Below are 26,149 nucleotides of genomic sequence, written 5' to 3'. Positions count from 1 at the left end.
GTAAAAACCAGTGTGCGGACCCCTTATCCTTGTTGGGACATCCCGGCGGTTGAGAGGTTCTACAGTGGCGCTCGTCGTGCAGAAATACGGCGGATCATCGGTGGCGGACGCCGATCGGATTCGGCGCGTCGCCGAGCGCATCGTGGAAACCAAGAAGGCCGGCCATGACGTGGTCGTCGTCGTCTCCGCGATGGGTGACACCACCGATGACCTGCTGGATCTGGCCCGCCAGGTCTCCCCGGCGCCCCCCGCGCGCGAGATGGACATGCTGCTCACCGCCGGTGAGCGCATCTCCAATGCGCTGGTCGCGATGGCCATCGAGTCGCTCGGCGCACAGGCCCGTTCGTTCACCGGCTCACAGGCCGGCGTCGTCACCACCGGCACGCACGGCAACGCCAAGATCATCGACGTCACCCCGACCCGCCTGCGTGAAGCCCTCGATGCGGGCCAGATCGTGCTGGTCGCCGGATTCCAGGGCGTCAGCCAGGACAGCAAGGACGTCACCACGCTGGGCCGCGGCGGCTCGGACACCACGGCCGTCGCCCTGGCCGCCGCCCTGCACGCCGATGTCTGCGAGATCTACACCGATGTCGACGGCATCTTCACCGCCGACCCGCGCATCGTGCCCAACGCCAGGCATCTGGACAGCGTCTCCTTCGAGGAGATGCTGGAGATGGCCGCCTGCGGCGCCAAGGTACTGATGCTGCGTTGTGTCGAATACGCCCGCCGATACAACGTGCCGATTCACGTCCGTTCGTCGTACTCGGACAAGCCCGGAACCATTGTCAAAGGATCGATCGAGGACATCCCCATGGAAGACGCCATCCTCACCGGAGTCGCGCACGACCGCAGCGAGGCCAAGGTCACCGTCGTGGCATTGCCCGACGTCCCCGGTTACGCCGCCAAGGTGTTCCGCGCCGTCGCCGACGCCGACGTGAACATCGACATGGTGTTGCAGAACATCTCGAAGGTGGAGGACGGCAAGACCGACATCACCTTCACCTGCTCGCGGGAGAACGGACCGAGTGCGGTGGAGAAGCTGACCGCTCTCAAGGACGAGATCGGCTTCTCCCAGGTGCTCTACGACGATCACATCGGCAAGGTGTCGCTGATCGGCGCGGGTATGCGCAGCCATCCCGGGGTGACGGCGACCTTCTGCGAGGCGCTGGCCGACGCCGGCATCAACATCGACCTGATCTCCACCTCCGAGATCCGGATCTCGGTGCTGATCAAGGACACCGAGCTGGACAAGGCGGTGGCCACGCTGCATGAGGCCTTCGGTCTCGGTGGCGATGAGGAAGCCGTCGTGTACGCGGGGACGGGGATATAAATGGTTTCCATCGGTGTGGTGGGCGCGACCGGTCAGGTCGGCCAGGTGATGCGGGCACTGCTGGAGGAACGGGATTTCCCGGCCACGTCGGTGCGGTTCTTCGCCTCGGCCCGTTCGGAGGGTAAGAAGCTCACCTTCCGCGGCCAGGAGATCGAGGTCGAGAACGCCGAGACCGCCGACCCGTCCGGTCTGGACATCGCGCTGTTCTCCGCGGGCGCCACCATGTCGCGGGTGCAGGCACCGCGATTCGCCGCCGCCGGGGCCGTCGTCGTCGACAACTCGTCGGCGTGGCGCAAGGACCCCGACGTGCCGCTGGTGGTCAGTGAGGTCAACTTCGCGCGTGACGCAGCCACGCGTCCCAAGGGCATCATCGCCAACCCGAACTGCACCACCATGGCTGCGATGCCCGTGCTCAAGCCGCTGCACGACGCCGCCGGCCTGACCCGGCTGATCGTGTCGAGCTACCAGGCGGTCTCGGGCACCGGCCTGGCCGGTGTCGAGGAGCTGGCCACCCAGGCGCGCGCGGTGATCGACGGTGTCGAGGGACTGGTGCACGACGGACGTGCGGTGGACTTCCCGGCTCCGGTGAAATACGTTGCGCCCATTGCCTTCAACGTGGTCCCGCTGGCCGGCGCGCTGGTCGACGACGGTTCCGGCGAGACCGACGAGGATCAGAAGCTGCGCAACGAGAGCCGCAAGATCCTCGGTATCCCCGACCTGCTGGTGTCCGGCACCTGTGTGCGGGTACCGGTGTTCACCGGCCACTCGCTGTCGATCAATGCCGAGTTCGCCGAACCCCTTTCGCCCGCGCAGGCGCGCGAGCTGCTGGCCGGTGCGCCGGGGGTGAAGCTGGTGGACGTCCCCACACCGTTGGCCGCCGCCGGCGTGGACGAGTCGCTGGTCGGCCGGATCCGTCAGGATCCCGGAGCGCCGGACGGGCGCGGACTCGCGCTGTTCGTCTCCGGTGACAACCTGCGCAAGGGTGCCGCACTGAACACCATCCAGATCGCCGAACTGCTGGCTCAGGGCTAATTTGCGCCGAGGTGCACATTTGGGCGCGAAAGTGCGGGTGGTGTGCGCCATTTCGTCGGCCTCGGCGCTGATGTTCGCCGTGCCGGCCCAGGCCGACCTCGGCTTGGCGCCCGGCCAGGTGACGCGCCTGGGGCCGGTGGCCGGAACGGGCACCGATACCGGCGATTACGGTATCGGCGCGACGGACCTGTGTGAGTTCATGGAGTTCCCCAGCCGAATGCTGCAGGTGTGCGGCGACAGCTTCGCAGGCCAGGGCGTCGGATTCGGCAACTGGTATTCGCCCGTGGCCCTGCACGTCGATCCGGAATCGATCGCCGACCGCGTGCGCGTCACCGGGGTCACCGGGGTGACGACGCCGCTGCTGGCCGACCGGCCGCCAGCGGGTGCGTCGCAACTGCCGGCCGGGATCGTGTCGATCAACCGGGCGAACTACATGCTCGTCACCACCACGCACGATCTCAAACCCGATTCCTCTCGCCTGGTGAAAGCCGATGCGGCGCAGCCGAACTGGCCCACCGTACCCAAGTCTCGGCGCGACGCCTCCTATGCCGGCGGTGCGCAGTCGCAGATCAGCGGATACTACGACCCGATTCCGACCCGCGACTCGCCGAGCGGCTGGGTGTACATCGTGGCCGACAACTTCGACCGCACCAGCCCGGTGTTCCTGTACCGGGTGCCGCCGGCCGATTTCACCGACCGCAGTCGCTGGCAGGGCTGGTCGGCGGCGCGGGGCTGGGGCCACCCGCCCACCGCGCTGTGGAGCGATCGGGCTGGCGAGCTGAGCGCGCGCCAGATCGACGGTAAGACGGTGCTGTCCTATTTCAATGCCACCACGGGCAACATGGAGGTGCGCGTCGCCGACGATCCGACCCAGCTGGGCGCCGCACCGGTCACCACGGTGGTGGTGGCCTCGCCGTGGCCGGACGCGCCCGAGGATCTGCCCGATCCACGCGACAACAGCCTGGCTCAACCGTACGGCGGCTATATCTCGCCGGCGTCGACGCTCGACGAGCTGAGGGTGTTCATCAGCCAGTGGCACACCGCACCCGCCGACAATGCCCCATACCGGGTGATCCAGTTCGCGGTGAACCCGTTGAAGCCTTGGGCGGCAACGGGTTAGCGCGAACGCCCGGCCTCCCATGGTGTTCGCGTAGCATCGAGTCGGCGCTGTGCCGTCGCGGGTACAGGTCCCACGATGTTTGCGCGCAGCGGCACGTGGCAATACTGCCCCTCGGGGTAGCGCCATCGTGGCACGTGAGGGAGGAGACAGATGTCGTCGCAGGCAGCTGGACCACCGGACCCCGCGGTGGACGGTCAGTCCAACGAGCCTGCCGAGATCACCTTCGACGAGCATCTGCATCCGGCTCGCCCCAAGACGTTGCGCTCCCGGCCCCGGGTGCGCACCCCGTTCGTGCGGCGGTCGCTGGCTCAGGACGGGCCGCCGACCGGGGCGAACCCCGCGTACGTCTCGTGGCTGCTGTCGCAGTCGATGCTGGCCGACGCCAACGAGATCAGTCAGCAGTTCTCCGGGCAGGGCTCGATGTGGCAGAACCCGTTCGCGCGGCCGAACCCGCGCTCGGCCGTCGACACCGCATCGGTATGGTTCACCGCCTACCCGCTGTCGCTGATCACCCGACCCGACGAATCGTTCCTCAAGGCGATGGCCGACGAGGAGATGTGGAAAGCGTTCGCGGAGATCGGTATTCAAGCTGTGCACACCGGCCCGGTGAAACGGGCGGGTGGCATCGCGGGCTGGCAGTTGACGCCCAGCGTGGACGGCCACTTCGATCGGATCAGCACCCAGATAGACCCCGCGTTCGGAACCGAGGACGAGTTCCGGCAGATGTGCGGCACGGCCAACTGGTACGGCGGCACCATCATCGACGACATCGTGCCCGGCCACACCGGCAAGGGTGCCGATTTCCGGCTGGCGGAGATGAAATACGCCGACTACCCGGGTATCTACCACATGGTCGACATCGATCCGCGGGACTGGGAGCACCTGCCGGAGGTCCCGGCCGGTGTCGATTCGGTCAATGTCGATTCCGCGACCGAGGATTGGCTGGACAAGGCCGGGTACATCATCGGCCGGCTGCAGCGGGTCATCTTCTACGCCGAGGGCATCAAGGAAACGAACTGGAGTGTGACCCGGCCGATCGTCGGTGTCGACGGTGTCGAGCGGCGCTGGGTGTATCTGCACTACTTCAAGGACGGGCAACCCTCGATCAACTGGCTCGATCCCAGCTTCGCCGGTATGCGACTGGTGATCGGCGACGCACTGCATTCGCTGAGCGACCTGGGGTCGGGTGGACTGCGCCTGGATGCCAACGGGTTCCTCGGCGCGGAGAAATCGGCCGAGGATGACGTCGGCTGGTCCGAAGGCCACCCGCTGTCACAGGCGGCGAACCAGTTCATCGGAAGTATGGTGCGCAAGCTCGGTGGGTTCACCTTCCAGGAGCTGAACCTGACCATCGACGACATCCGGGACAACAGCATCGCCGGACCCGATCTGTCCTACGACTTCATCAACCGGCCCGCCTACCAGCATGCGCTGGCCACGGGGGACACCGAGTTCCTGCGCCTCACCCTGCGCACCACGCTGGAGACGGAGGTCGATCCGGCCTCGCTGGTACACGCCTTGCAGAACCACGACGAGCTGACCTATGAGCTGGTGCACTGGTCCGCCGGGCACCGCGACGATATCTACACCTACAAGGGTCACGAGGTCACCGGCGAAGAACTCGGGCAGACCATCCGCACCGATCTCACCGATGCGCTCACCGGCCCGCACGCGCCGTACAACCTGGTCTTCACCACCAACGGCATCGCCTGCACCACCGCCACGGTCATCGCCGCGACCCTCGGTGTCACCGATCTCGACGAGATCACCGATATCGACCGCATCCGGCGGGCACATCTGCTGCTGGCCATGTTCAACGCGCTGCAACCGGGGGTGTTCGCCCTGTCCGGCTGGGATCTCTGCGGGATGCTGACGCTGCCGGCCGCGGAGATCCATGAGCTCCTGCGCGGGGGAGACACCCGCTGGATCCACCGCGCCGCGCACGATCTGATGGGCGTCAACCCCGAGGCCGGTCACTCCAGTGCCGGCATGCCGCGCGGTACCAGCTTGTACGGATCCCTACCCGAACAGCTCGCCGACGACACCAGTTTTCTCCGCCAGCTCCAGGCCATCCTGCGGGTCAGGACTCATTTCGGGGTGGCGACCAGCCGGCAGATCGACATCCCCGACGTTTCCCACCACGGCATGCTGGTCATGGTCCACCAGCTCGACGACCCCAACCAGCTGCAGCTGACGGTGCTGAACTTCGCCAACGAGGACATCGCGGGCACCGTTCGCTCCGAGTACCTGCCCCCCGGTGCGGCGGTGTCGGACATGTTCAGCGGCAAGGTGATCGGCCATGTCGACGATCTGCACAGTTTCGCCGTCGAGATGTCGGCCCACCACGGGATGTCGCTGCTCGTGGAAGTGCCGCCCGCCGAGGGCGTCGCTGCGTCTCACAGCTGATTCATATTGCCCATCTAACCGGCACATTGCCCCGCGTCGGCATCATGGGAAGCATGAGCGATGAAGCCGAGACACCCACCACCCCGGTGGCCCCAGTAACCCCCGTGCCGACGCAGCCGGTGTTCGTGGAGCCCAAGCGTCCTCACAAACTGTTCCAGGCCGTCGCCTGGGTGGGTATCGCCGCGGGCGCCACCTTCATCGTCGCGGTGGTGTTCTTCTCCGGGTTCTACCTGGGCAAGAACTCCGACGGCGGACACCGCGGCGGCCCGCATCGCGAGTCGGGCATGTTCCACCGGGAAGGCCCACCGATGGGCCCGCCGCACATGTTCTTCCCGGGCGCTCCCGGTGACCGCGACGGCTTCCCGGGTGGACCCGGTGGTCCTGGGGGACCGAGTGGCCCCGGCGGACCGGGTGGCCCGAACGTCATGCCGCGACCCTAGGGACATTGATCGGCCCTAGACATTAAGAGGAAGGTCACGGGGGTCTGAGAATCCCCGTGACCTCTTGGCAGCAGCGGGTGACTCGTGAGAGTCTCGCTAACCATGACACGCCGACCGTCGCCTACCGTGCTGATGGTCGGTGTTGTGGTATTGGCGGCCATCCTGTCCTCGTGTGGATTCCGGGCCCAGTCCGCCGATGTGGCGACGTCGACGATCTTCACCGTGGGTGACTGTGTGCAGATCCCCTCTGCGACTCCGGAAGCGCCCGCCCGCGCCGCCAAGTCCGCGTGCACGGCCGATCCGAGTTACACCGTCGGTGCCACCGCCGACGCGAACGGCAACTGCCCGAGCAACGAATACCAGCACCTGTCCACCCAATTGGCGGAGCCGGGCACGGCGCGACTCTGTCTGGTGCCCAATCTCGTGGCGCAGCACTGCTACACGATGGAGATGCCGATCGGTGTGGTGCAGAAGGCCGATTGCGCCGAACGGGGCTCGGAGCTGATCGTCCAGATCACCCAGCGGCTCGACGTGCGTGATCAGTCCGCATGCCCCGCCGTCGCCGGTTCCTACGCATGGCCGTATCCCGCCCCGGCCCGGACCTATTGCACCCAGACGCTTTTCTGACCGCGACACCGGTCCTGGCATGATCGATGCCATGCGCCTGACAGCAGTCGTGGCAGGTATGTGTCTGGCGGTCGCGCCGACCGCCACCGCCTGGGCCAAGCCGTCCGATCCCGGGGTGGTGAACTACGCGGTGCTGCCGAAGGGGTCGGTGGCCAATATCGTCGGCGCACCGCTGGCCTGGGGGACGGTGTCCACCGACCCGATCCAGACCTTCTCCGTCGACACCCCGGTCTGCAACAACTGGGCCGATATCGGCTTGCCCGAGGTCTACGACGATCCCGACCTCGCCTCGTTCAACAGCGCCCTGGCGCAGACCTCAGCCACCGACACCACACACCTGATCAAGCAGGCGGTGGGCGTCTTCGCCACCGACGATGCGGCCACCCGGGCCTTCCACCGGATCACCGACCGCACCGTCGGTTGCGCCGGGCAGACGACGGCGATGCACCTGGACGACTTCGTCACGCAGGTGTGGACCTTCACCGGCGGTCCCGCCATGCCCGCCGACGCGGTGTGGATCAAGCAGGAAGCCGGGACCGACCGGCGTTGCTTCACCCAGACCCGACTGCGCGAAAATGTTTTGCTACAAGCCAAGGTCTGTCAATCTGGGAACGGCGGACCGGCGGTCAACGTGCTCGCCGGTGCCATGCAGAACTCCCTGGGACAGTAGCTGTGCGCAAAAGCCCTGGGAATATGTCGGACCCTTCTGGAAGATAAAGGGTAGTCAGAGAGAACGCCCTCAGCGTCCAGACCCCCGGGGGAAGGAATGGCACGCATGACCACCGCCGCGTGGGATGTCGATTGCGCCTCTGGGGCCATGGCTGCGCGTATCGCCGAAGGCTGTCTGCGCGACGGTCCCGTCGGCGCGGTCGGGCTGGAGCTCGAAGCCCACTGTTACGACACCGAGGACCCGTCCCGCAGGCCGGGCTGGGCCGAGCTCGCCGATGTCATCGCCTCGGTGCCCACGCTGCCCGGCGGGAGCGCCATCACCGTCGAGCCGGGAGGGGCAGTCGAACTGTCCGGCCCACCTGCGCACGGGGCGTCCGCCGCAATCGCGACGATCGCTGCCGATCGCGCGGCGCTGAGCGCGGCGTTCGCCGCCCGTGGACTGGGTCTGGTGCTGCTGGGCACCGACCCGCTGCGTCCGGCCGAGCGAATCCATCCCGGCCCTCGGTACCGGGCCATGGAGCGCTTCTTCGCCCGGACGGGTACCGCCGGCGCGGAGATGATGACGTCGACCGCGTCGATGCAGGTGAACATCGAAGCCGGCCCGCGCGCGGGCTGGGCTGATCGGGTGCGGCTGGCGCACGCCCTGGGACCGACGATGATCGCCCTGTCGGCCAACTCCCCGTTGCTCGGTGGCCAGTTCACCGGCTGGCGCAGCACCAGGCAGCGGGTCTGGGGGCAGATCGACGCCGCGCGCTGCGGGCCCGTGCTCGGCCAGAACAGTGCCGACCCCAGGGTGGACTGGGCGCGCTACGCACTGCGGGCGCCGGTGATGCTGGTGCGCGGGACCGACGCCGACGCCCACACCGAGGCGGTGGCCGACTGGGTGACGTTCGCGGACTGGGCCGACGGCCGCGCGGCCCTCGGTGGCCGGCTGCCCACCGACGAGGATCTCGACTACCACCTGACGACGCTCTTCCCGCCGGTGCGTCCGCGGCAGTGGCTGGAGATCCGCTATCTGGACAGCATGCCCGACCATGTGTGGCCGGCTGTGGTGTTCACCCTGGTCACGTTGATGGACGACCCCGCCGCCGCGCAGATCGCGGCCGAGGCGACCGAACCTGTTGCCGCCGAATGGGATCTGGCGGCCAGGGTGGGACTGGGCGATCCGCGGTTGAAGGACGCGGCGGTGCGGTGCGTGACCGCCGCCGCCGAACGCGCGCCCGCCGAGCTGTCCGAGCAGCTGGACCTCTTGCTGCGCAATGCGTCGGCCGGCCGCAGCGCGGCCGACGATTTTTCCGACCGGGTGCTCGTGGACGGGATTCCTTCCGTGCTCGGACAATTGGCGAAGGGTGGGTCGTGACGTCACCAGAGGTGCTGGCCCGCGAACTCACCCAGGCCAGGGAACGTACCTTGGCGCTGGTCGATTTCGACGATGCCGAACTGCACCGCCAGTACGACCCGTTGATGAGCCCACTGGTGTGGGATCTGGCCCATATCGGGCAGCAGGAGGAACTCTGGCTCCTGCGTGACGGCAACCCGGACAGGCCGGGCATGCTGGCGCCGGATGTCGAACGGCTCTATGACGCGTTCGTGCATTCCCGCGCCAGTCGGTTCGGGCTGCCGCTGCTGCCGCCGACGGATGCCCGGGCGTATTGCCGCACCGTGCGTGATCGCGCGCTCGATGCCCTGGGAGCGGCGCGCACGGAGGATGAGCTGTTCCGGTTCGGTTTGGTGATCTCGCATGAGAACCAGCACGACGAGACGATGCTGCAGGCGCTGAACCTGCGCTCCGGCGCACCCATCCTCGGTACCGGCGGCCCCCTGCCCGCCGGCCGGCCCGGTGTCGCGGGTACCGCTGTGCCGGTGCCTGCGGGTCCGTTCACGCTGGGCGTCAACGCATCCGACGAGCCGTACTCGCTGGACAACGAACGACCCGCCCACACGGTGCACGTCGACGCCTTCCGGATCGGCCGGGTTCCGGTCACCAACGCGGAGTGGCGCGGATTCATCGACGACGGCGGCTACCGAGACCCCCGCTGGTGGTCGGCGCGCGGGTGGGAGCACCGGGAACGGGCGGGTCTGGTGGCACCGCAGTTCTGGGACGACGGAGCCTTGGCGGGCACCCGCACCAGATTCGGGCATGTCGAGGAGATCCCGGCCGACGAGCCCGTACAGCACGTCACCTTCTTCGAGGCGCAGGCGTACGCCGCGTGGGCGGGAGCCCGGCTGCCGACCGAGATCGAATGGGAGAAGGCCTGCGCATGGGATCCCGCACTCCGGGAGCGGCGCAGATTCCCTTGGGGCAGTGCACCACCGACACCGGAGGTGGTCAACCTCGGCGGCCAGGCCATGCGCCCGGCCCCGGTGGGTGCCTATCCGGCCGGTGCGTCCGCGTACGGGGCCGAACAGATGCTGGGCGACGTGTGGGAGTGGACCACCTCGGCGCTGCGGCCCTGGCCGGGGTTCCGGCCGATGATCTACGACCGGTACAGCGAACCGTTCTTCGAAGGCTCCGGGGCCGGCGACTACCGGGTGCTGCGCGGCGGCTCGTGGGCGGTGGCCGCCTCCATCGTGCGGCCCAGCTTCCGTAACTGGGACCATCCGATCCGGCGGCAGATCTTCTCGGGCGTCCGGTTGGCGTGGGATGTGTAGACATCTCGGGTGGCTGGGCGCTCCGGTGTCGGTGTCGTCGCTGGTGCTTGAACCTCCAGAAGGTCTTGTGGTGCAGTCATATTCGCCACGGCGGCAGAAGCACGGCCTGGTGAACGCCGACGGCTGGGGCGTGGGATTCTTCTCTGCGCAGGGCGTACACCGCTGGCGCAGCGACAAACCGCTCTGGGGTGATGCCTCCTTCGCCTCGGTGGCGCCGACGCTGCGCAGCGGCTGTGTGGTGGCCGCCGTCCGGTCGGCCACCATCGGGATGCCCATCGAACCGTCGGCGTCAGCCCCGTTCACCGACGGCACCTGGCTGTTGTCGCACAACGGCGTCGTCGACCGGGCGGTGTTGCCACCTTCCCGGGATGCCGAATCCACTGTCGACAGCGCCGTGCTGGCCGCGCACCTCTTCGAGCGCGGGCTCGACGCGCTCGGCGATACCGTCGCCGCGGTGGGTGCCGCCGATCCCGGTGCGCGACTGAACATCCTGGCCGGAAATGGCACCCGGTTGCTGGCCACCACCTGGGGCGACACCCTGTCGATCCTGGAACGCGCCGACGGTGTGGTGCTGGCAAGTGAACCCTATGATGATGACCCGGCCTGGCGCGACATTCCCGACCGCCACCTCGTGGCGGTGGTGTCCGGGGAGATCACCCTCACCCCTCTGGAAGGATCGGCATGACCACCGGCTTGCGCACGGATCTGGCCAAATCGCTGCGACGCGATGTGTTCGACGGCCTGCAGCAGACTCCGAAGACGTTGCCGCCCAAATGGTTCTACGATGCCAAAGGCAGTGATCTCTTCGACCGCATCACCCGGTTGCCGGAGTATTACCCGACCCGCACCGAGGCGTCCATCCTGCGGGACCGCGCCACCGAGATCGCGGCCGCCTCCGGGGCGGACACCCTGGTGGAGCTGGGCAGCGGCACCTCGGAGAAGACCCGGTTACTGCTCGATGCCTGGCGTGACAGCGGTGCGCTGCGCAGGTTCATCCCGTTCGACGTCGACCCCAGTGTGCTCCACGATGCCGCCGTCGCCCTTCGCTCTGAGTACCCCGGCGTCGAGATCGATACCGTGTGTGGTGATTTCGAACGGGATCTCGGTGAGATCCCGTGGGTGGGCCGGCGGCTGGTGATCTTCCTCGGTTCCACCATCGGTAATTTCAACGCCGCGCCGCGCGCGCAGTTCCTTGCCGCGCTGGCGGACACGCTGCGCCCAGGCGATGCCCTGCTGCTCGGCACGGATCTGGTCAAGGACACCGACCGCCTGGTGCGGGCCTACGATGACAGCGCGGGCGTCACCGCGGCGTTCAACCGCAATGTGCTGGCCGTGGTCAACCGGGAGTTGGACGCCGACTTCGACCTCGACGCCTTCGAACATGTCGCCAAGTGGAACGGCGAACTGGAACGTATCGAGATGTGGTTGAGATCCGTTCCCGCCCAACGTGTTCACATCGGAGCCCTGGGTCTGACCGTGCACTTCGCCGCGGGTGAGGAGATGCTGACCGAGGTGTCCTGCAAGTTCCGGTCCGAGGGCGTGGCCGCCGAACTCGAGGCGGCCGGGCTGCGCCGCACCCACTGGTGGACCGACCCGGCCGGTGACTTCGGACTCTCGCTGGCAGTCAAATGACACTCGCCGAGCAGTGGCGGGCCGCCCGGGTCGCCACCGCGGGACTGCACCTGGACAGCGCCGCCTGCTCGCGGCAGAGCAACACCGTGATCGACGCCGCGGCCACTCATGCCCGCCATGAGGCCGAGGTGGGTGGCTATGTCGCCGCCGAGGCCGCCACCCCGGTCCTGGACGCAGGCCGGGAAGCGGTGCGGGTGCTCGCCGGGATCGCGGACGCCGACGTGGTGTTCACGACGGGTGCCCATCATGCCCTCGACCTGCTGCTGAGCAGCTGGGCGGGCCCGCGCACGCTGGCATGCCCGCCGGGGGAGTACGGGCCCAACCTGGCGATCATGGCGGCCAACGACTTTCAGGTGCATCCGCTGCCCGTCGACCCACTGGGCCGCCTGCTGGTGGAGGAGGCCGAAGCGGTGCTGCGCGCCGATCCGCCCGCGTTGGTGCACCTGACCGCGCTGGGCAGCCACCGCGGTGTCGCGCAGCCGCTGGCGGAACTGGCGCCGGTGTGCCGCGACCTCGGGCTGCCGCTGGTGATCGACGCGGCGCAGGCCCTCGGCCACCTCGACTGCGCGGTGGGAGCGGACGTGCTGTACTCCTCGTCGCGTAAGTGGCTGGCCGGCCCGCGCGGTGTCGGTGTGCTGGCCATGGCGCCGGCATTCGCCGGCGGGCTCGCCCCGCGGCTACCACCGCTGGAAGGCGGTGAGGCCAATATCGCCGCCCGGGTCGGCTATTCGCTCGCCGTCGGGGAGCACCTGGCCGCCGGACCGTCGGCGATGCGGACACGGCTTGCCGAAGTGGGGCGCTGGACACGGATCGCGCTGTCCGCCGTACCGGGCTGGCGCGTCATCGAACCCGCCGACGAACCCACGGCATTGACCACGCTGGAACCCACCGGTGACGCCCTCCCGGCGCGGGTCAGGTCCCGACTGATCGCTGAACACCGCATCGTGACCACTGCATGTGAACTGGTGCGCGCCCCTTACGAACTGATGCGACCCGTGCTGCGGGTGTCACCGCACGTCGATGTCACCGAAGCCGAGTTGGAACAGTTCGCCGAAGCGCTGGTGGCCTGTAGCTAGGGTGAGCGCGTGACCGCACCCAATCAGCTCAGTGATGAAGAGGCGTTTCTGGTCCAGACGGTGCGGGCTTTTGTGGATCGTGAGGTCAAGCCGTCGGTGCTGGAGGTGGAGCATGCGAATGCTTATCCCGAGCGGTGGATCGAGCAGATGAAGCAGATCGGGATTTTCGGTTTGGCGGTGCCGGAGGTTTTTGGGGGTAGCCCGGTGTCGATGCCGTGTTATGCCCAGGTCACCCAGGAGTTGGCGCGGGGGTGGATGAGTCTGGCCGGGGCGATGGGCGGGCACACCGTGGTGGCGAAGTTGGTGACGTTGTTCGGTACCGAGGAGCAGAAGCAGCGGTATCTGCCGGCGATGGCGACTGGACAGTGCCGGGCGACGATGGCGTTGACCGAGCCGGGTGGGGGTTCGGATCTGCAGGCCATGAGCACGGTGGCGCGTACTGAGGGTGCGCAGTTGGTGATCAGTGGGGCCAAGACGTGGATTTCGAATGCGCGGCGTTCGGATCTGATCGCGTTGTTGTGTAAGACCGATCCGGCGGCGCAACCGAAGCATCGGGGGATGTCGATCGTGTTGGTCGAGCATGGGCCGGGGTTGACGGTGTCGCGGGATCTGCCCAAGTTGGGGTACAAGGGGGTGGAGTCGTGCGAGCTGGCTTTCGATGGGTATCGGATCGGGGTGTCGGCGATCTTGGGGGCGCAGCCGGGTCGGGGTTTTGCGCAGATGATGAAGGGGTTGGAGACCGGGCGGATCCAGGTGGCGTCGCGGGCGTTGGGGGTGGCCACGGCGGCGTTGGAGGATTCGTTGGCGTATGCCCAGCAGCGGGAGAGTTTCGGGCAGCCGATCTGGAAGCATCAGTCGATCGGTAATTATCTGGCCGATATGGCCACCAAGTTGACCGCGGCGCGGCAGTTGACCTGGTATGCCGCGCGCATGTATGACAGCGGGCAGCGCTGCGATATGGAGGCCGGGATGGCCAAGCTGTTCGCCTCGGAGGTCGCGATGGAGATCGCGTTGAACGCGGTGCGCATTCATGGCGGGTACGGGTATTCCACCGAGTACGACGTGGAACGTTATTTCCGGGATGCCCCGTTGATGATCGTCGGGGAAGGCACCAACGAGATCCAACGCAACGTCATCGCCGCCCAACTGGTCGCCCGCGGCGGACTCTGAGCGCTATTTGTGTGCGGTGAGTAGGAACGCGGGGAACTTCACCCGGCCCTTCTCGTCGGTGGCGTGCGGTGGCATCTCGAACGGTGCGTCGGGCATCGCGTTGGTGTTGGCGTGGATGAACGCCGGGCGGATCTCGTCGACCGTCCAGTACTTCGACACCGCGGCCCGGAGTTCGTCCTCGGTGACCTCATGTGGCTTCTGCTCCAATTCGGCCGGGAACGCACCCTTGGCGAACACCAGCACGAAGTACGACGCACCCGGGGCCGACGCGCGATGCACCGCCTGCAGATAGCCGTCCCGCCCTTCGACCGGTAGCGAATGGAACAGCGTCGAGTCGATGACGGTGTTGAACCGGCCGTCGTACCCGGTGAACGACGTGATGTCGGCCTGAGCGAACGCGGCGGTACTCAGATTGCGTTCCTGGGCTGCACGATTCGCCGCGGCGATGGCGGTGGGCGAAATATCCAGGCCGACGGTCGTGTAACCCTGCGCCGCCAGCGACAGCGACAATTCAGCGTGTCCGCAGCCCGCGTCGAGCACGTCACTGCGGATCTTGCCGGCGGCGATGAGAGCGGCGAGTTCGGGCTGCGGCTCGCCGATATTCCATGGCGGTGGACCCTCGAAGGTGCCGTCCTGCCGGTATGCGCCGTCCCAGTCCAAGACCTCAGATGTCATGACATCCAACGTACGCCGCGTCACGATTGCGGTGTCTCCCACGTGTGCACGGGGGCGTTGCTGTGCATACCCTCGCAGTACAGCCGCAGCATCTCGGCCAGTGCCTGCGGTCGGGCCAGTCCGCGCTCCTGCAAGGCGTGCACGGTGGTGGTCTGCCATGCGGCCCCGTTACGCCCGGTCTTCGCCCGGCCCTCGATGACACCGAGATACCGGTCGCGTACGTCGGCGGCCACACTCCACCGGCGCAAGCCCTCGTCGGCCAGGGGGAGCAACTCGCGCAGGACCAATTCGTCGGGTGTCACCTCACCCAGGCCCGGCCAGTACAGTCTGGCCTCCATGCCGCGCCGCGCTGCGGCGGTGAAATTATGTTGTGCCGCAGCGAAACTCATCTTGGTCCAGAGGGGGCGGTCCTCCTCCGAGAGGGTACGAAGCAGACCGTAGTAGAACGCCGAGTTGGCCAGCATGTCGACCACGGTCGGGCCGGCCGGTAGGACGCGATTCTCCACCCGTAGATGCGGTCGGCTGGCAGCGCCTTCCCCGACGACGTCGTAGACCGGGCGGTTCCACCGGTAGATGGTGCCGTTGTGCAGCCGCAGCTCTGCCAGTTGCGGGGAGCGCCCGGCCGCCAGTTCGGCCGCCGGATCCTCGTCGGACAATTCGGGCAGCAGCGACGGGAAGTAGCGGACGTTCTCCTCGAAGAGATCGAAGATCGAGGTGATCCACCGTTCGCCGAACCACACCCGCGGCCGCACGCCCTGGGTCTTGAGCTCGTCGGCGCGGGTGTCGGTGGCCTGGGCGAACAGCTCGATCCGGGTCTCGGCCCACAGCTCGTGCCCGAAGAAGTACGGCGAGTTGGCGCCGAGTGCCAGCTGCGGACCGGCCAGCACCTGGGCGGCGTTCCAGTTCTTGGCGAAGTCGGCGGGGGACACCTGCAGATGCAATTGCACACTGGTGCAGGCCGATTCGGGTGCGATATCGGCCGACTGCACCGCCAGCCGCTCCGGCCCGGCGATATCGATGTCGATATCCTCACCCCTGGCGGTGAAGATCGAATCGTTGAGGGCCTGATAGCGCGTCGAGGGACTCATCCAGTCCTCGGTCAGGTGTTCGGGCATCAAGGTCGGCAGGATGCCGATCATCACGATGTGCGCACCATGCTCGGCGGCCTTGCTCTCGGCCGCGTTCAGGCTGGCCCGCACCTCGTCTTCCAGCTCCAGGGCGGCGCGACCGGGAAGCGGACGCGGTGGGACGTTGAATTCGATGTTGTAAGCGCCCAATTCGGTCTGATAGGCCGGATCGGCGATGGCTTCGAGCACCTCGGCGTTGCGCAGCGCCGGCTGATACGCGCCGTCGACCAGATTGCACTCGATCTCCATACCCGTCAGCGGCCGGTCGAACTCGAAACTCGACTGCGACAGCATGGTTTCGAAGACATCCAGGCACAGCTGCACCTTGCGCCGGTACTCACGGCGTTCGGCTCTGCTGAAGTCGGTCTGCGTGACGTCGTCACCCATGGGCCGAGCCTACGGGGCTATCGCCGGGTGGCCACCGTTATCTGCGGACTCATCAGGCCGGTACGCACGTCCACGGTCACGCCGGCGTGCGCCGCCAGGGCACGCATGGCCGACGGGCTGTAGCAGCGCAGTGAGCTGATCACGCCGTCGTGTACGAACGGGATGAAGGGCGCCAGCGGCAGCATCGTCGCCAGCCTCAGCAGATGCAGTGCCGACGGCGGCCGCGGCAGGTCGATGATGAGCAGCTTGTCGGCGACCCGGGTGCCCTCGGCGAGCACCTTCGCCGCGAGCGCGGGCGGCAGATGGTGGAACGACAGCGCGAAGACCGCCAGGGCGAACTCGCCGTCGGCGGCGTCGATCGCGGTGGCGTCCATCGTGCGGACCTGGGCGCGCGGGTGATGGCCGAGATCTCCTGCGGTCATCGCGGCCACCGATTCCGGTGCGATATCGGTGACGGTCAGCCGCGCGGTGGGGTGCTGGGCGAGCAGGGTCGCCGAGAGCGCGCCGTGCCCGGCGCCGAGTTCCAGGATCCTGGGATCCGGCACGTCGGCCACCTCGTCCAGCACGATCCGGGCGAATTGGTCGTGGTTGCCGAAAACCCGCCCGGTCCAGTCCAGTGCGGCGATCACGCTGCGCTTGACGGCCGGATCGACGTCCTCGCGATCGAGGTATTCGGGCCGGTCGGTTTCCAGTAGTCGGTCCACACAGGAGGCGTCCGGGCCGCCGCGCGGCATCCGATCGATATCTGAGATCTGCCCCGGCATGTGGTCCATCATGTAACAAGGCCCGCCGGTATCCGCACCGTGGAACCGATCACCATGCCGTATCCGGCCGAAATGCCTAGATGTTCTGGCACTTTCGCAGCAGCACCCGCAGCGTGTCGTAGAACCGTGCGCCGAGCAGCGCGTGCGTGCCGGTATCGCCGATCTGCACCGTGGCGGTGATCTGGTCGGCGAGGTCGGCCAGATCCCTGGACCGGTCGGCGACCTCGCCCTTTTCGGTGACCTGGGCGGCCGCGTCATGCAGGTCGCGGGACCACTTCTGGAAGTCGCCCGACGTCGGACCCTGGTTGGCGAACGAGGGCAGCACGAACGCCGACTGCGCCATCCCGGTGGTGATCAGTCCCTGGGCCTGCCGGCAGGCCTTGCCCGAGACGTAGCTGTAGGTCACCGAAGAGACGATCACGACGACGGCCAGGACCACCGCGGCGAGCGCGATGTGCACATTGCGCTGGGGCGCGTCGAAGACGACCCGGCGCCACAGCAGGTGGGCGCCGATCGCGACGGCCGACGCGACGACGGCCATCACGGTGGCTGCCAGCGGCCGGCCGAAACCGGAGGCCGAGTTGATCGCCGCGGAGGTGGCGATCGCGGTCAGCAGGACCAGCATGTAGAGCCACATGCCGCGCCGGCGTTCGGTGGCGTCGGCATCGCGGAAGCTCACACCGAGTACGGCGCCGAGTCCGGTGAGGATGGCGACGATGACGGGGATCGCGTAGTCGGTGAGATTGTCGATGTTCATTGCTGGTTCAGTCACCCATCCCGTCGCTGCGCTCATCCAGGATGCTATCGAGGCGGTTCTTGACGTCAGCGGGCAACTCGACCTCGGCGACCGCCAGGTTCTGCTCCAGGTGGGCCACCGAGGAGGTGCCCGGGATCAGCAGCACGTGCGGGGACACCGTCAGCGTCCACGCCAGCACGACCTGCGCCGGGGTGCGACCCAGATCGGCGGCAGCGCGGGTGACGGTGTCGTTGTTCAGCACGGGGTTGCCCGGGAGGAATCCCGAACCCAGCGGGAAGAAGGGCACGAATGCGATGCCGTGTCCGGCGCAGAGCTCGAGCACGGGCGCAGCGGACCGATCCAGAAGGTTGAAAGCATTCTGCACACAGGCGATCTCGGTGCGTTCCAACGCGAACGACAGGTGGTCGGCCCCGATGTTGGACAGCCCGATTCCCGATATCAGGCCCTCGTCGCGCGCGGTGATCATCGCGTCGAGCTGCGCGCCGAAAAGCTCGGGATCCACCGGTGCGATCTCATCGGGGGCCTCGCGGGGTGGCATGATCCGCAGGTTCACCGCGGCCAGCCGGTCGATGTCGAGGGCACGCAGGTTGTCCTCGATGCCCTGGCGGAGTTCGTCGGGCCGGTCGAACGGCAACCAGCCGCCTTGTGCGTCGCGGCGGGCGCCGACCTTGCTCACCAGAGCCAGGTCGGCAGGGTAGGGATGCAGTGCTTCCCGGATGAGTTCATTGGCCACGTCGGGGCCGTAGTACTGGGAGGTGTCGATGTGGTTGACGCCCAAGGCGACGGCGCGATCAAGGACGGCGAGCGCCTGATCACGATCCCGGGGCGGCCCGAAGACACCGGGTCCGGGCAATTGCATTGCTCCGAACCCGATGCGGGCGACGTCGAACGGACCGAGCGGATGGGTCTGCATACCCCCAGGCTATGCAGACCCACCGCCGGGGTCACTCTTCGCCGAGGATCTGGTAGACCTCGCGGCGGGCGTTGTTGACGATCTCGAGGATGCGCTGCTGCTGCTCATCGCCGGTGGTGTGCACCGCCTGGGCGACGGCACCGAACAGCTGTCCGAGTGCGGCGCGCAGGTTGACGGCGTTGGGATCGGCATCTTCGGTGATGGCGTCCCACGGCGCGGTCTCGACCTTCTCGGCCGCGGCGCGGCCCTCGTCGGTCAGCTCGAAAGTCTTCTTGCTGCCTTCGCTTTCGGTGGGGACGATCAGGCCCTCGTCGACCAGCAGCTGAAGCGTGGGGTAGACCGAGCCGGGGCTGGGCTTCCACAGATCGTTGCTGCGGGTGGCGATCTCCTGGGTCATCTCGTAGCCGTGCATGGGGCGTTCGGCGAGCAGCGTCAGGATCGCGGCACGCACGTCGCCGCGCTTACCGCGACCGCCGCCGCGTCCGCCACGACCACCGCGGCCGCGACCCCGGGGACCGCCCGGTCCGAAGCCCGGACCGAAACCGCCGCGGCCGAAACCGGGTCCGAACCCGGGGCCGAAACCACCGGGACCGAAGCCGCCGGGGCCGAACGGGCCCTGCGGTCCAGCGCCGTGTTCGCGCAGATTCTCGCGGAACTCCCGCCGGGCTTGACGGCGCTGTTCGTGTAGTGCACGTCGGTCGCCGGGGCCGAAGCCGCCGGGGCCGAATGCGGGGCCGAATCCGAAGGGTTGATGGGGAGGTGTGAATGGGGTGTTCATGTCTGGTGTCTCTCTTTCGACGGGAGGCACGGTATGCGCCTCCGATGCGTCGACGATATATCGGAAACTATCGCGATGCAACCATGAAATATCAAGATCGCTCGTTTATGGCTTTGACCAGCCACTCGGCCCACTCGGCCTGCATGGCGTGGTAGCGCAGTCCGTGCTCGAGGGCGGCGTACCCGTAGAACGATTCGTCGGAGTCGTCCCAGTGCAGCTGCGCGCGCAGCGCCTCCAGTCGGGCGATTTCTGCGCGGGCGTGGTCGGCCAGTGTCTGCACATGCCCGGCGGCGCCGGCCCGGGGTAGTTCGCCGAGCAGGAAGATGCGCAGCTGTCCGGGGCTGCGATAGGGCGGGTCATCCTGTGGGCTGATCAGCCAGCGCAGCAGCTCGTCTCGCCCGGAATCTGTGGCGCGGTATACCTTTCGTCCGCGTGGACCGGTGTCGGCGACCTCGATGAGGCCCGCTGCCGCCAGTTTGTTGAGCTCCCCGTAGAGCTGGCTCTGGGTGGCCGGCCATACGTTGGCCATCGACTTCTCGAATCGCTTCATCAGGTCATATCCACTGCCAGGGTGTTGGGCGAGCAGGCCTAGTGCGGCGATTCGTAAACTCATGAGCGGATCCTACATTCCACTCTTGACATGTCATTAGTGGAATGTCAGGGTGGGCTGCATGACTCAGCCCTCACTCTCCACGGGACTGCCCACCACGGGGGACTTCTTCCGCCGGGGGAACTACGCGCCCGTCGCCGACGAACTCACCGAATACGATCTGCCCGTCGACGGTGCCATCCCGCCCGAACTGGACGGTTGGTATCTGCGTAACGGGCCCAATCCGCGCCAGGCATCGGCGCACTGGTTCCTCGGCGACGGCATGATCCACGGCGTCCGCGTCGAACACGGCGCAGCCAAGTGGTATCGCAACCGCTGGGTGCGCACGGACAGTTTCGTGGCGGACTTTCCGCTGTACAACAGTGACGGCAGCCGGAACCTGCGCGCCGCCACGTCGAACACGCACGTCGTCAACCACGCGGGCAAGACGCTGGCCCTGGTCGAATCCTCGCTCCCCTACGAGATCACCAACGAGCTGGAAACCGTCGGCGCCTACGATTTCGGCGGAAAGCTCGCCGACGCGATGACCGCGCACCCCAAGATCTGCCCGACCACCGGAGAACTGCATTTCTTCGGATATGGCAGCATCTTCGCCCCGCACGTCACCTATCACCGCGCCGACGCCAACGGCGAGCTCATCGTCAACCGACCCGTCGAGGTGAAGGCGCTGACGATGATGCACGACTTCGCGATGACCGCCGAGCACATCGTCTTCCTGGACCTGCCCATCGTCTTCGACATGAATATCGCGATCGGTGCCGAACGCGATATGCCCTACCGCTGGAGCGACTCCTACGGGGCCCGGTTGGGGGTGTTGCGCCGCAGCGACCCGTTCGGTGACATCCGTTGGTTCGAGATCGACCCGTGCTACGTCTTCCATGTCGCCAACGCCCACGACGAGGGTGATTCGATTGTGCTGCAAGCGGTCCGGTACCCGGAACTGTGGCGGCGCGCCAGCGATTTCGACGTCGAAGGTGTGTTGTGGGAATGGCGGATCGATCTGGCGGCTGGTGCGGTGCGCGAACGTCAGCTCGACGACAGCGGTGTGGAGTTCCCGCGCATCGACGACCGGCTCGCCGGGCTGCCCGCCCGGTACACGGTGGCGGTCGGCGAGAACAGCTGGCTGCGTTACGACCTGAGCGGCGGGACGGCGGTGCGTCACGACCTCGGGACCGGCGGCGCAGGGGAGGCGGTGTTCGTGCCGGGCCACGGCCACGCCGACGAAAGCAACGGCTGGTACCTCGGTTACGTCTACGACCCGGAGCGCGACGGCAGTGACCTGGTGATCGTGGACGCCGCCGATTTCGGGGGTGACCCGGTCGCGACGATCCACCTCCCGCGCCGAGTTCCCTATGGCTTTCATGGGAACTGGATCAGCGCCTGATTTCCCAGCAGGTTGCCGGTCCGGCGGGGCTAGGGTGTCCGGATGGGTGTGAAGTGGCTGGATGAGCCGGAAGAGCACGACTACGACGCTGCGGCGGACTACCTGAGCATGCTTGCGGAGGCGGCGGTGGTGACGTCGACGGTGGATGCGCTGAAGAACGCGAAACCCGTGCAGCGCAAGGCGAAGGACATTCTGCGCGCGGCGCGGCTCGTTCTGCTCCCGGAGAGCAATTCCCACGTCCGCAACGATTTGGCGAAGATCAGCGACGGTAAGCGGCTCTCACCGATCCTGTTGGTCCGTGGCCAGTACGCGCTGAGCGTGCGGATGGAGGTGGCCGACGGGTACCACCGGGTGTGCGCGAGCTATCTGACCGACGAGAACACCCCGATCCCGTGCCGGTTGGTGTCGTGGCAGGATGCCGGAGCGACGGGGAGTGTTCCCGGGGCGGAATCGCGTGACCTCCTGAGATGACGGGTTTCGGACTCGACACCCTGGCTCTGCTGGCGGTCATCGGACTGGCCGGTCCGGCACTGGCCGCTATCCCGAGGCTGCGCCTGCCGGTGGTGGTCGGTGAGCTGGTGGCCGGGATCGTCGTCGGCAGAACCGGGTTCGGCATCGTCGATGCCACCAACCCGACCTTTCAACTGCTGGCCAGCATCGGGTTCGCATTGGTGATGTTCGTTGTCGGCACCCACGTGCCGGTTCGCGATACCACGCTGCGTGGCGCGCTGGGCAAAGCGGCATTGCGGGCGATCGCGGTCGGAGCGGCCGCCGCGGTACTGGGGGTGATGATCGCGTCAGCCTTCGGCACCGGACACGCACTCCTTTACGCTGTTCTGCTGGCGTCGTCCTCGGCGGCGCTCGCCCTGCCGGTGATCGACTCGCTGGGACTGACCGGGCCGCCGGTGTTGGCGGTCACCGCGCAGATAGCGATCGCCGATGCCGCGTCGATTGTGCTGCTGCCCTTGGTGATCGACCCCGGTCGGGCGCCGCGTGCGGCACTCGGCGCACTGGTGATCGCCGGGGCAGCCGCAGTGCTGTTCATCGTGTTGCGACATATCGAACGCAGCGGTACCCGCAAACGGCTACACCATTACTCCGAGGTTCACCGGCTGGCACTGGAGCTGCGGGGCAGCCTGGTCCTGTTGTTCTGCCTTGCTGCGCTGGCGATCGCCACGCATGTGTCGATCATGCTGGCCGGTTTCGCACTGGGGCTGGTGATCTCGGCGATCGGGGAGCCGCGCCGGTTGGCCCGCCAGCTCTTCGGCATCACCGAAGGCTTCTTCTCGCCGCTGTTCTTCGTGTGGCTCGGTGCGTCGCTGCAGGTACGTGAACTCGCCGACCACCCCGAATTCATCGGTCTCGGTGTGGCATTGGGGGTGGGCGCCATCCTTGCTCACACGGTGGGGCGGCTGTTCGGGCAGCCACTGACACTGTGCGTGCTGGCCGCGGCCCAGCTCGGGGTACCGGTGGCGGCGGCCACGCTGGGCACCGAGCAGGGGCTGCTGGCGCCGGGTGAACCGTCGGCGCTCATCCTCGGCGCACTCATCGCGATCGCCGCGACGTCGGCGGCCGGTGCGGTCGCCAAACGGCGTCAGGCCGGTGCTGCGCCGGCCACCTGACCGGCGGCCTGTCCGGTGCGGTAGGCGGCGGGACTCATCCCGTAGGCCCGTTTGAACGCGGTGCTGAGGGCGAACGGTGTGCCGTACCCGACCTGATCGGCGACCGCGGCGATGGTGCGGTCGCTGGACCGGAGTAGATCGGCAGCCAGTGCCAGGCGCCAGCCGGTGAGGAAGGCGATGGGCGGCTCGCCGACCAGATCTGTGAACCGGCGGGCGAGCACGGCACGTGAGGTGCCCACCGCGTTCGCGAGATTCGCGACCGTCCAGGGATGTCGCGGATTGTGGTGGATCAACCGCAGGGCTGCACCGATGATGGCGTCTTCGCCGGCGCGCCACCACGGTGGGGCAACGCCGTCGCCGTCGAACCAGGTGCGCAGGGTGTCGATGAGCATCAAGTCGAGCAAGCGGTCGAGGTACACCTCCTGCCCGGTGCGCTCGCATCCGGCCTCGGTGATGAGCAACTCGGTGAGCGGCGCCGACTCCCCGGCCTGCACCACCAGCACCGGCGGCAGGGACCGGAGCAGCCGGGCGCTGACTTCACTGCGACCCTCGTAGGCGCCGATGACGGCCCGGTCCGTGCCGGTCGCGCTGTTGCCCCAGGTGCGGACCCCCACGGTCAGTGCGAAGCGCATGTCCTCGCCTGCGAGGGTGGTGCACCGCTGGCCCGGATGGATCACCAGCTGCGGTGCGACCCCGGCGGCGCAGGTGAACAGGTAGTGGCAGGCGCCGCTGGCCAATGCGATATCCCCGGCGGTCAAAGGGAATTCGTCGCCGCTGTCGGTGATGACCACCGAGCTCCCCGCGGTCTGGCAGATCAGCGTCAGCGCGTCGTCCTGGATACGCATGGACCACGGCGGGTCCAGTGAAAGTCGAAGCACGAAGGCCCCGCGTGCGCGGACTCCGTCGAGCAGTCCTGCGAGCGCATCCATACCGGCGGACCCTACTGCCGCGATACGCCGCATCTCAACATGTGGACAACCTAGGTATGTGGCGTGCCCGCAACCGTGCCGGTCGCGGCTACGTATCCCGTGCAGCCGACATCTCATTGCTGATTGTCGAGATCCTGGACATATCCGGGGCGGATGATCGTGCCGACATTGATGTGTGACGCATCACTGTTTTGTATCAATGTGCGCTGGCCCACCCGGTTTGGTTGCTTTCCGTATGGAGCTGGGGCGGGCCGGCGCGGTGTCATGCGCGAGGCTAATGACTTTACTGGCCGCTTCCTTTGCCAGTTTTATTGCGCTCAAAAGTATGGCCGCCTACCAGCAAACACGGTGATTCGCAGAGTGGCAGTCTGTGAAAATTGACAGCGTCTGCAACTTTGCTCAAATACCTGGCCAATAACTTACTGGCCAGTAGGTTCTGTTCGGATGGGGGGAACGAAAGATCCGATGAAGGGATGACAGAAGGAATGTCTATGCAATCGGCGATGCGCCCCTATGTGACCGCGGGCGTCGCGCTCGTCGGCGCCAGCGTCATCGCGGTGACACCGATCGCCGCGCACCCCAACCTGCCCCAGACGCACATGCCGCAAGTGCAGCTGACCGCGTCGTCGATCGACAACCCGATCAACGTGTTCAAGCCGGTACTCGAAGATGCCGGTTCCTGGCTGAATCAGACCGTTCACACGGTGCTGGCCGACCCGCTGCCGATTCTGCGGCAGATCGTGAACAACCAGCTCTACACGGCGCGGCAGGTCCTCGAAGCGGCGAAGGCCGCGGGGTCGGCGCTCGGTCAGCTCGGCGCCGGGCTGCCCGCGACGCTGAAGGCGGCCGGGAAGATCCTGGCCACCGGTGACGTGAACGGCGCCATCGACGCCGTCATCAGTGCCGGCCTGATGCCCATCCTGGCTCTGCTCGGCAACCCGTGGGCGGCGCTGCAGCCGGCCCTGGAACGGCCGTTCAAGGTCGGACAGGCAATGGTGTCGGCGCTCTTTAACGCCGGGCTGAGCATGCTGGTGGGGGTCGTCGCCTCGACAATCGGCCTGGGCTTCAACGCCGGCGGCACGCCGCCGCTGCTTCAGCAGATCGTCACCAGCACACAGAAGGTGCTGGACGCCGTCAAGACTCTCAACCCGGTGAACGTCATCAACGCCGTGCAGCACGGCATCGCCGACGTACTGAAGAACGCGGTGGAGCAGGCGAAGCAGTTCACCACCGGCACCTTGCCGTACATCGGGAGCACGATCCTTCAGGCGCTGCGGGCCGGCCTGCCCACGACCACGGCGCCCGCGGCAACGGCCGCGGCGCTACCCACCGCGTCCGCCGCCACCACGGTGACGCTGGCAGTGGATGCCACGGGTGCGGCGCCCGCCGCGACAGCTGAAAAGGCCGCGGCAGCAACGGAAACCGCCTCCGCAACGACGGGTGGCGAAACGGCTGCGGCCGCCGGCACCGAAAGTACGGAAGCCTCGGCGACCGATACCAAGGCAACTCCCGCGGAAGCCGATACCACGGTGACCAAGGATGCCGAACCGGCCACTGCGGTCAAGGCCCCTGACGCCAGCGCCGCGGGTAGTGCTGCCGCCGAATCCGGCTCGACCGCAACGAAAGACGCTGATACCAACTCGTCGACCACCACCAAGGACGCGACGACCAAGGACGCGACGGCCAAGGACGCGACGGCCAAGGACGCGACGGCCAAGGACGCGACGGCCAAGGACGCGACCACCAAGGGTGCGAAGGGCGTCAAGGGTGCGAAGGGTGCCAAGGGGTCGGTGACGCGCGATAGCGTCAAGGCGGAGCCGGGTACCGGGACCACGTCGGGCGGCACTCACGCGTCGTCCGGCGCGGCCGGCGCATCGGAGTCGGGTTCGACAGAGTCGGCCAAGGCCGGCGCCGGCGCGAAGTCCTCGGGTGACTCGGGGTCGAGCAGCGCGGGCGAGTAGAAGTGATGCGTGCGGCCCCGCGGGATGGTCCGCGGGGCCGCACTGCGTCGACTTCCGGTGATCCGAACTTGTCGGTGCCCTCTGCGAT

Annotated in this window: 25 protein-coding genes; 17 read left to right on the top strand and 8 right to left on the bottom strand. The window is 67.4% G+C overall.

The features are described 5' to 3' along the window. The first annotated feature begins 64 nt into the window (after nucleotides 1-64). The 13 genes from FHU31_RS25875 to FHU31_RS25815 all read left to right on the top strand — a co-directional run bounded on the left by FHU31_RS25875 (nucleotide 65) and on the right by FHU31_RS25815 (nucleotide 14,154). Nucleotides 65-1,330, top strand: a complete 1,266-nt coding sequence (locus FHU31_RS25875; protein WP_167163508.1) for an aspartate kinase — start codon at nucleotides 65-67, stop codon at nucleotides 1,328-1,330. After that, a complete protein-coding gene (locus tag FHU31_RS25870; protein ID WP_167163507.1) occupies nucleotides 1,331-2,362 on the top strand; it encodes an aspartate-semialdehyde dehydrogenase in 1,032 nt (343 codons plus the stop codon). A 70-nt stretch (nucleotides 2,363-2,432) separates the two neighbouring features. Beyond that, nucleotides 2,433-3,482 (top strand): DUF4185 domain-containing protein, encoded by a 1,050-nt coding sequence (locus tag FHU31_RS25865; RefSeq protein ID WP_167163665.1) that lies wholly within the window; start codon nucleotides 2,433-2,435, stop codon nucleotides 3,480-3,482. Nucleotides 3,483-3,632: 150 nt separating this feature from the next. Next, nucleotides 3,633-5,888: a maltose alpha-D-glucosyltransferase gene (gene treS, locus FHU31_RS25860; RefSeq protein ID WP_167163506.1), complete on the top strand. Its 2,256-nt coding sequence runs from the start codon at nucleotides 3,633-3,635 to the stop codon at nucleotides 5,886-5,888. 53 nt (nucleotides 5,889-5,941) lie between these two features. After that, a complete protein-coding gene (locus tag FHU31_RS25855; RefSeq protein ID WP_167163505.1) occupies nucleotides 5,942-6,328 on the top strand; it encodes a hypothetical protein in 387 nt (128 codons plus the stop codon). 102 nt (nucleotides 6,329-6,430) lie between these two features. Beyond that, complete coding sequence (locus tag FHU31_RS25850) at nucleotides 6,431-6,955, top strand: hypothetical protein (protein ID WP_234901647.1); 525 nt, start codon at nucleotides 6,431-6,433, stop codon at nucleotides 6,953-6,955. Nucleotides 6,956-6,986: 31 nt separating this feature from the next. Beyond that, the gene (locus FHU31_RS25845) at nucleotides 6,987-7,625 is read left to right on the top strand and encodes a sensor domain-containing protein (protein WP_167163504.1); all 639 of its coding nucleotides are present in this window, start codon (nucleotides 6,987-6,989) and stop codon (nucleotides 7,623-7,625) included. A 105-nt stretch (nucleotides 7,626-7,730) separates the two neighbouring features. Continuing rightward, nucleotides 7,731-8,984 (top strand): ergothioneine biosynthesis glutamate--cysteine ligase EgtA, encoded by a 1,254-nt coding sequence (egtA, locus tag FHU31_RS25840; protein WP_409371185.1) that lies wholly within the window; start codon nucleotides 7,731-7,733, stop codon nucleotides 8,982-8,984. Next, the gene (gene egtB, locus FHU31_RS25835; protein WP_167163502.1) at nucleotides 8,981-10,276 is read left to right on the top strand and encodes an ergothioneine biosynthesis protein EgtB; all 1,296 of its coding nucleotides are present in this window, start codon (nucleotides 8,981-8,983) and stop codon (nucleotides 10,274-10,276) included. The genes egtA and egtB overlap by 4 nt, the downstream gene beginning before the upstream one ends. Further along, nucleotides 10,269-10,961 (top strand): ergothioneine biosynthesis protein EgtC, encoded by a 693-nt coding sequence (gene egtC / locus FHU31_RS25830; RefSeq protein WP_167163501.1) that lies wholly within the window; start codon nucleotides 10,269-10,271, stop codon nucleotides 10,959-10,961. The genes egtB and egtC overlap by 8 nt, the downstream gene beginning before the upstream one ends. Beyond that, complete coding sequence (gene egtD, locus FHU31_RS25825; RefSeq protein ID WP_167163500.1) at nucleotides 10,958-11,908, top strand: L-histidine N(alpha)-methyltransferase; 951 nt, start codon at nucleotides 10,958-10,960, stop codon at nucleotides 11,906-11,908. The genes egtC and egtD overlap by 4 nt, the downstream gene beginning before the upstream one ends. Then, nucleotides 11,905-12,984 carry an ergothioneine biosynthesis PLP-dependent enzyme EgtE gene (egtE, locus tag FHU31_RS25820; RefSeq protein WP_167163499.1) on the top strand — a complete coding sequence of 360 codons (1,080 nt, stop codon included), beginning with the start codon at nucleotides 11,905-11,907 and terminating at the stop codon, nucleotides 12,982-12,984. The genes egtD and egtE overlap by 4 nt, the downstream gene beginning before the upstream one ends. A gap of 9 nt (nucleotides 12,985-12,993) precedes the next feature. Then, on the top strand, nucleotides 12,994-14,154 hold the full coding sequence (locus FHU31_RS25815) for an acyl-CoA dehydrogenase family protein (protein WP_167163498.1): 1,161 nt from the start codon (nucleotides 12,994-12,996) through the stop codon (nucleotides 14,152-14,154). A 3-nt stretch (nucleotides 14,155-14,157) separates the two neighbouring features. On the opposite strand, the gene FHU31_RS25810 is transcribed toward FHU31_RS25815, so the two are convergent. The 7 genes from FHU31_RS25810 to FHU31_RS25780 all read right to left on the bottom strand — a co-directional run bounded on the left by FHU31_RS25810 (nucleotide 14,158) and on the right by FHU31_RS25780 (nucleotide 20,168). Then, nucleotides 14,158-14,829, bottom strand: coding sequence for a class I SAM-dependent methyltransferase (locus tag FHU31_RS25810; protein ID WP_167163497.1), 672 nt, complete (start codon nucleotides 14,827-14,829; stop codon nucleotides 14,158-14,160). Between the two features lie 20 nt (nucleotides 14,830-14,849). After that, nucleotides 14,850-16,343, bottom strand: coding sequence for a glutamate-cysteine ligase family protein (locus FHU31_RS25805; RefSeq protein WP_167163496.1), 1,494 nt, complete (start codon nucleotides 16,341-16,343; stop codon nucleotides 14,850-14,852). 17 nt (nucleotides 16,344-16,360) lie between these two features. Next, a complete protein-coding gene (locus FHU31_RS25800; RefSeq protein WP_234901684.1) occupies nucleotides 16,361-17,116 on the bottom strand; it encodes a class I SAM-dependent methyltransferase in 756 nt (251 codons plus the stop codon). Nucleotides 17,117-17,183: 67 nt separating this feature from the next. Further along, entirely contained in the window at nucleotides 17,184-17,879 is a 696-nt protein-coding gene (locus FHU31_RS25795) for a hypothetical protein (RefSeq protein WP_263988014.1), read from the bottom strand. After that, nucleotides 17,872-18,777, bottom strand: a complete 906-nt coding sequence (locus tag FHU31_RS25790; protein ID WP_167163495.1) for an oxidoreductase — start codon at nucleotides 18,775-18,777, stop codon at nucleotides 17,872-17,874. Before FHU31_RS25790 ends, FHU31_RS25795 begins: the two co-directional genes overlap by 8 nt. Nucleotides 18,778-18,808: 31 nt before the next feature. After that, nucleotides 18,809-19,555 (bottom strand): PadR family transcriptional regulator, encoded by a 747-nt coding sequence (locus FHU31_RS25785; protein ID WP_167163494.1) that lies wholly within the window; start codon nucleotides 19,553-19,555, stop codon nucleotides 18,809-18,811. Between the two features lie 91 nt (nucleotides 19,556-19,646). Then, complete coding sequence (locus FHU31_RS25780) at nucleotides 19,647-20,168, bottom strand: PadR family transcriptional regulator (RefSeq protein WP_167163493.1); 522 nt, start codon at nucleotides 20,166-20,168, stop codon at nucleotides 19,647-19,649. A gap of 58 nt (nucleotides 20,169-20,226) precedes the next feature. Here FHU31_RS25780 and FHU31_RS25775 point away from each other — a divergent pair, with 58 nt between their 5' ends. The 3 genes from FHU31_RS25775 to FHU31_RS25765 are packed head-to-tail and all read left to right on the top strand — an operon-like array spanning nucleotide 20,227 to nucleotide 23,171. Then, entirely contained in the window at nucleotides 20,227-21,549 is a 1,323-nt protein-coding gene (locus tag FHU31_RS25775) for a carotenoid oxygenase family protein (RefSeq protein ID WP_167163492.1), read from the top strand. A gap of 42 nt (nucleotides 21,550-21,591) precedes the next feature. After that, the gene (locus FHU31_RS25770) at nucleotides 21,592-22,020 is read left to right on the top strand and encodes a hypothetical protein (protein ID WP_167163491.1); all 429 of its coding nucleotides are present in this window, start codon (nucleotides 21,592-21,594) and stop codon (nucleotides 22,018-22,020) included. Then, nucleotides 22,017-23,171, top strand: coding sequence for a cation:proton antiporter (locus FHU31_RS25765; RefSeq protein WP_167163490.1), 1,155 nt, complete (start codon nucleotides 22,017-22,019; stop codon nucleotides 23,169-23,171). Before FHU31_RS25770 ends, FHU31_RS25765 begins: the two co-directional genes overlap by 4 nt. On the opposite strand, the gene FHU31_RS25760 is transcribed toward FHU31_RS25765, so the two are convergent. Next, complete coding sequence (locus FHU31_RS25760) at nucleotides 23,144-24,100, bottom strand: AraC family transcriptional regulator (RefSeq protein WP_167163489.1); 957 nt, start codon at nucleotides 24,098-24,100, stop codon at nucleotides 23,144-23,146. The two genes, FHU31_RS25765 and FHU31_RS25760, sit on opposite strands and share 28 nt — an antisense overlap. A gap of 491 nt (nucleotides 24,101-24,591) precedes the next feature. Between FHU31_RS25760 and FHU31_RS31280 the strand changes: the two genes are divergently transcribed. Next, nucleotides 24,592-26,061, top strand: a complete 1,470-nt coding sequence (locus FHU31_RS31280; protein WP_208411371.1) for a hypothetical protein — start codon at nucleotides 24,592-24,594, stop codon at nucleotides 26,059-26,061. Nucleotides 26,062-26,149: the final 88 nt, after the last annotated feature.

Origin of the sequence: Mycolicibacterium fluoranthenivorans (genome assembly GCF_011758805.1) — a bacterium.
Classification (GTDB): domain Bacteria; phylum Actinomycetota; class Actinomycetes; order Mycobacteriales; family Mycobacteriaceae; genus Mycobacterium; species Mycobacterium fluoranthenivorans.
This window is presented reverse-complemented; position numbering and strand designations above follow the sequence as displayed.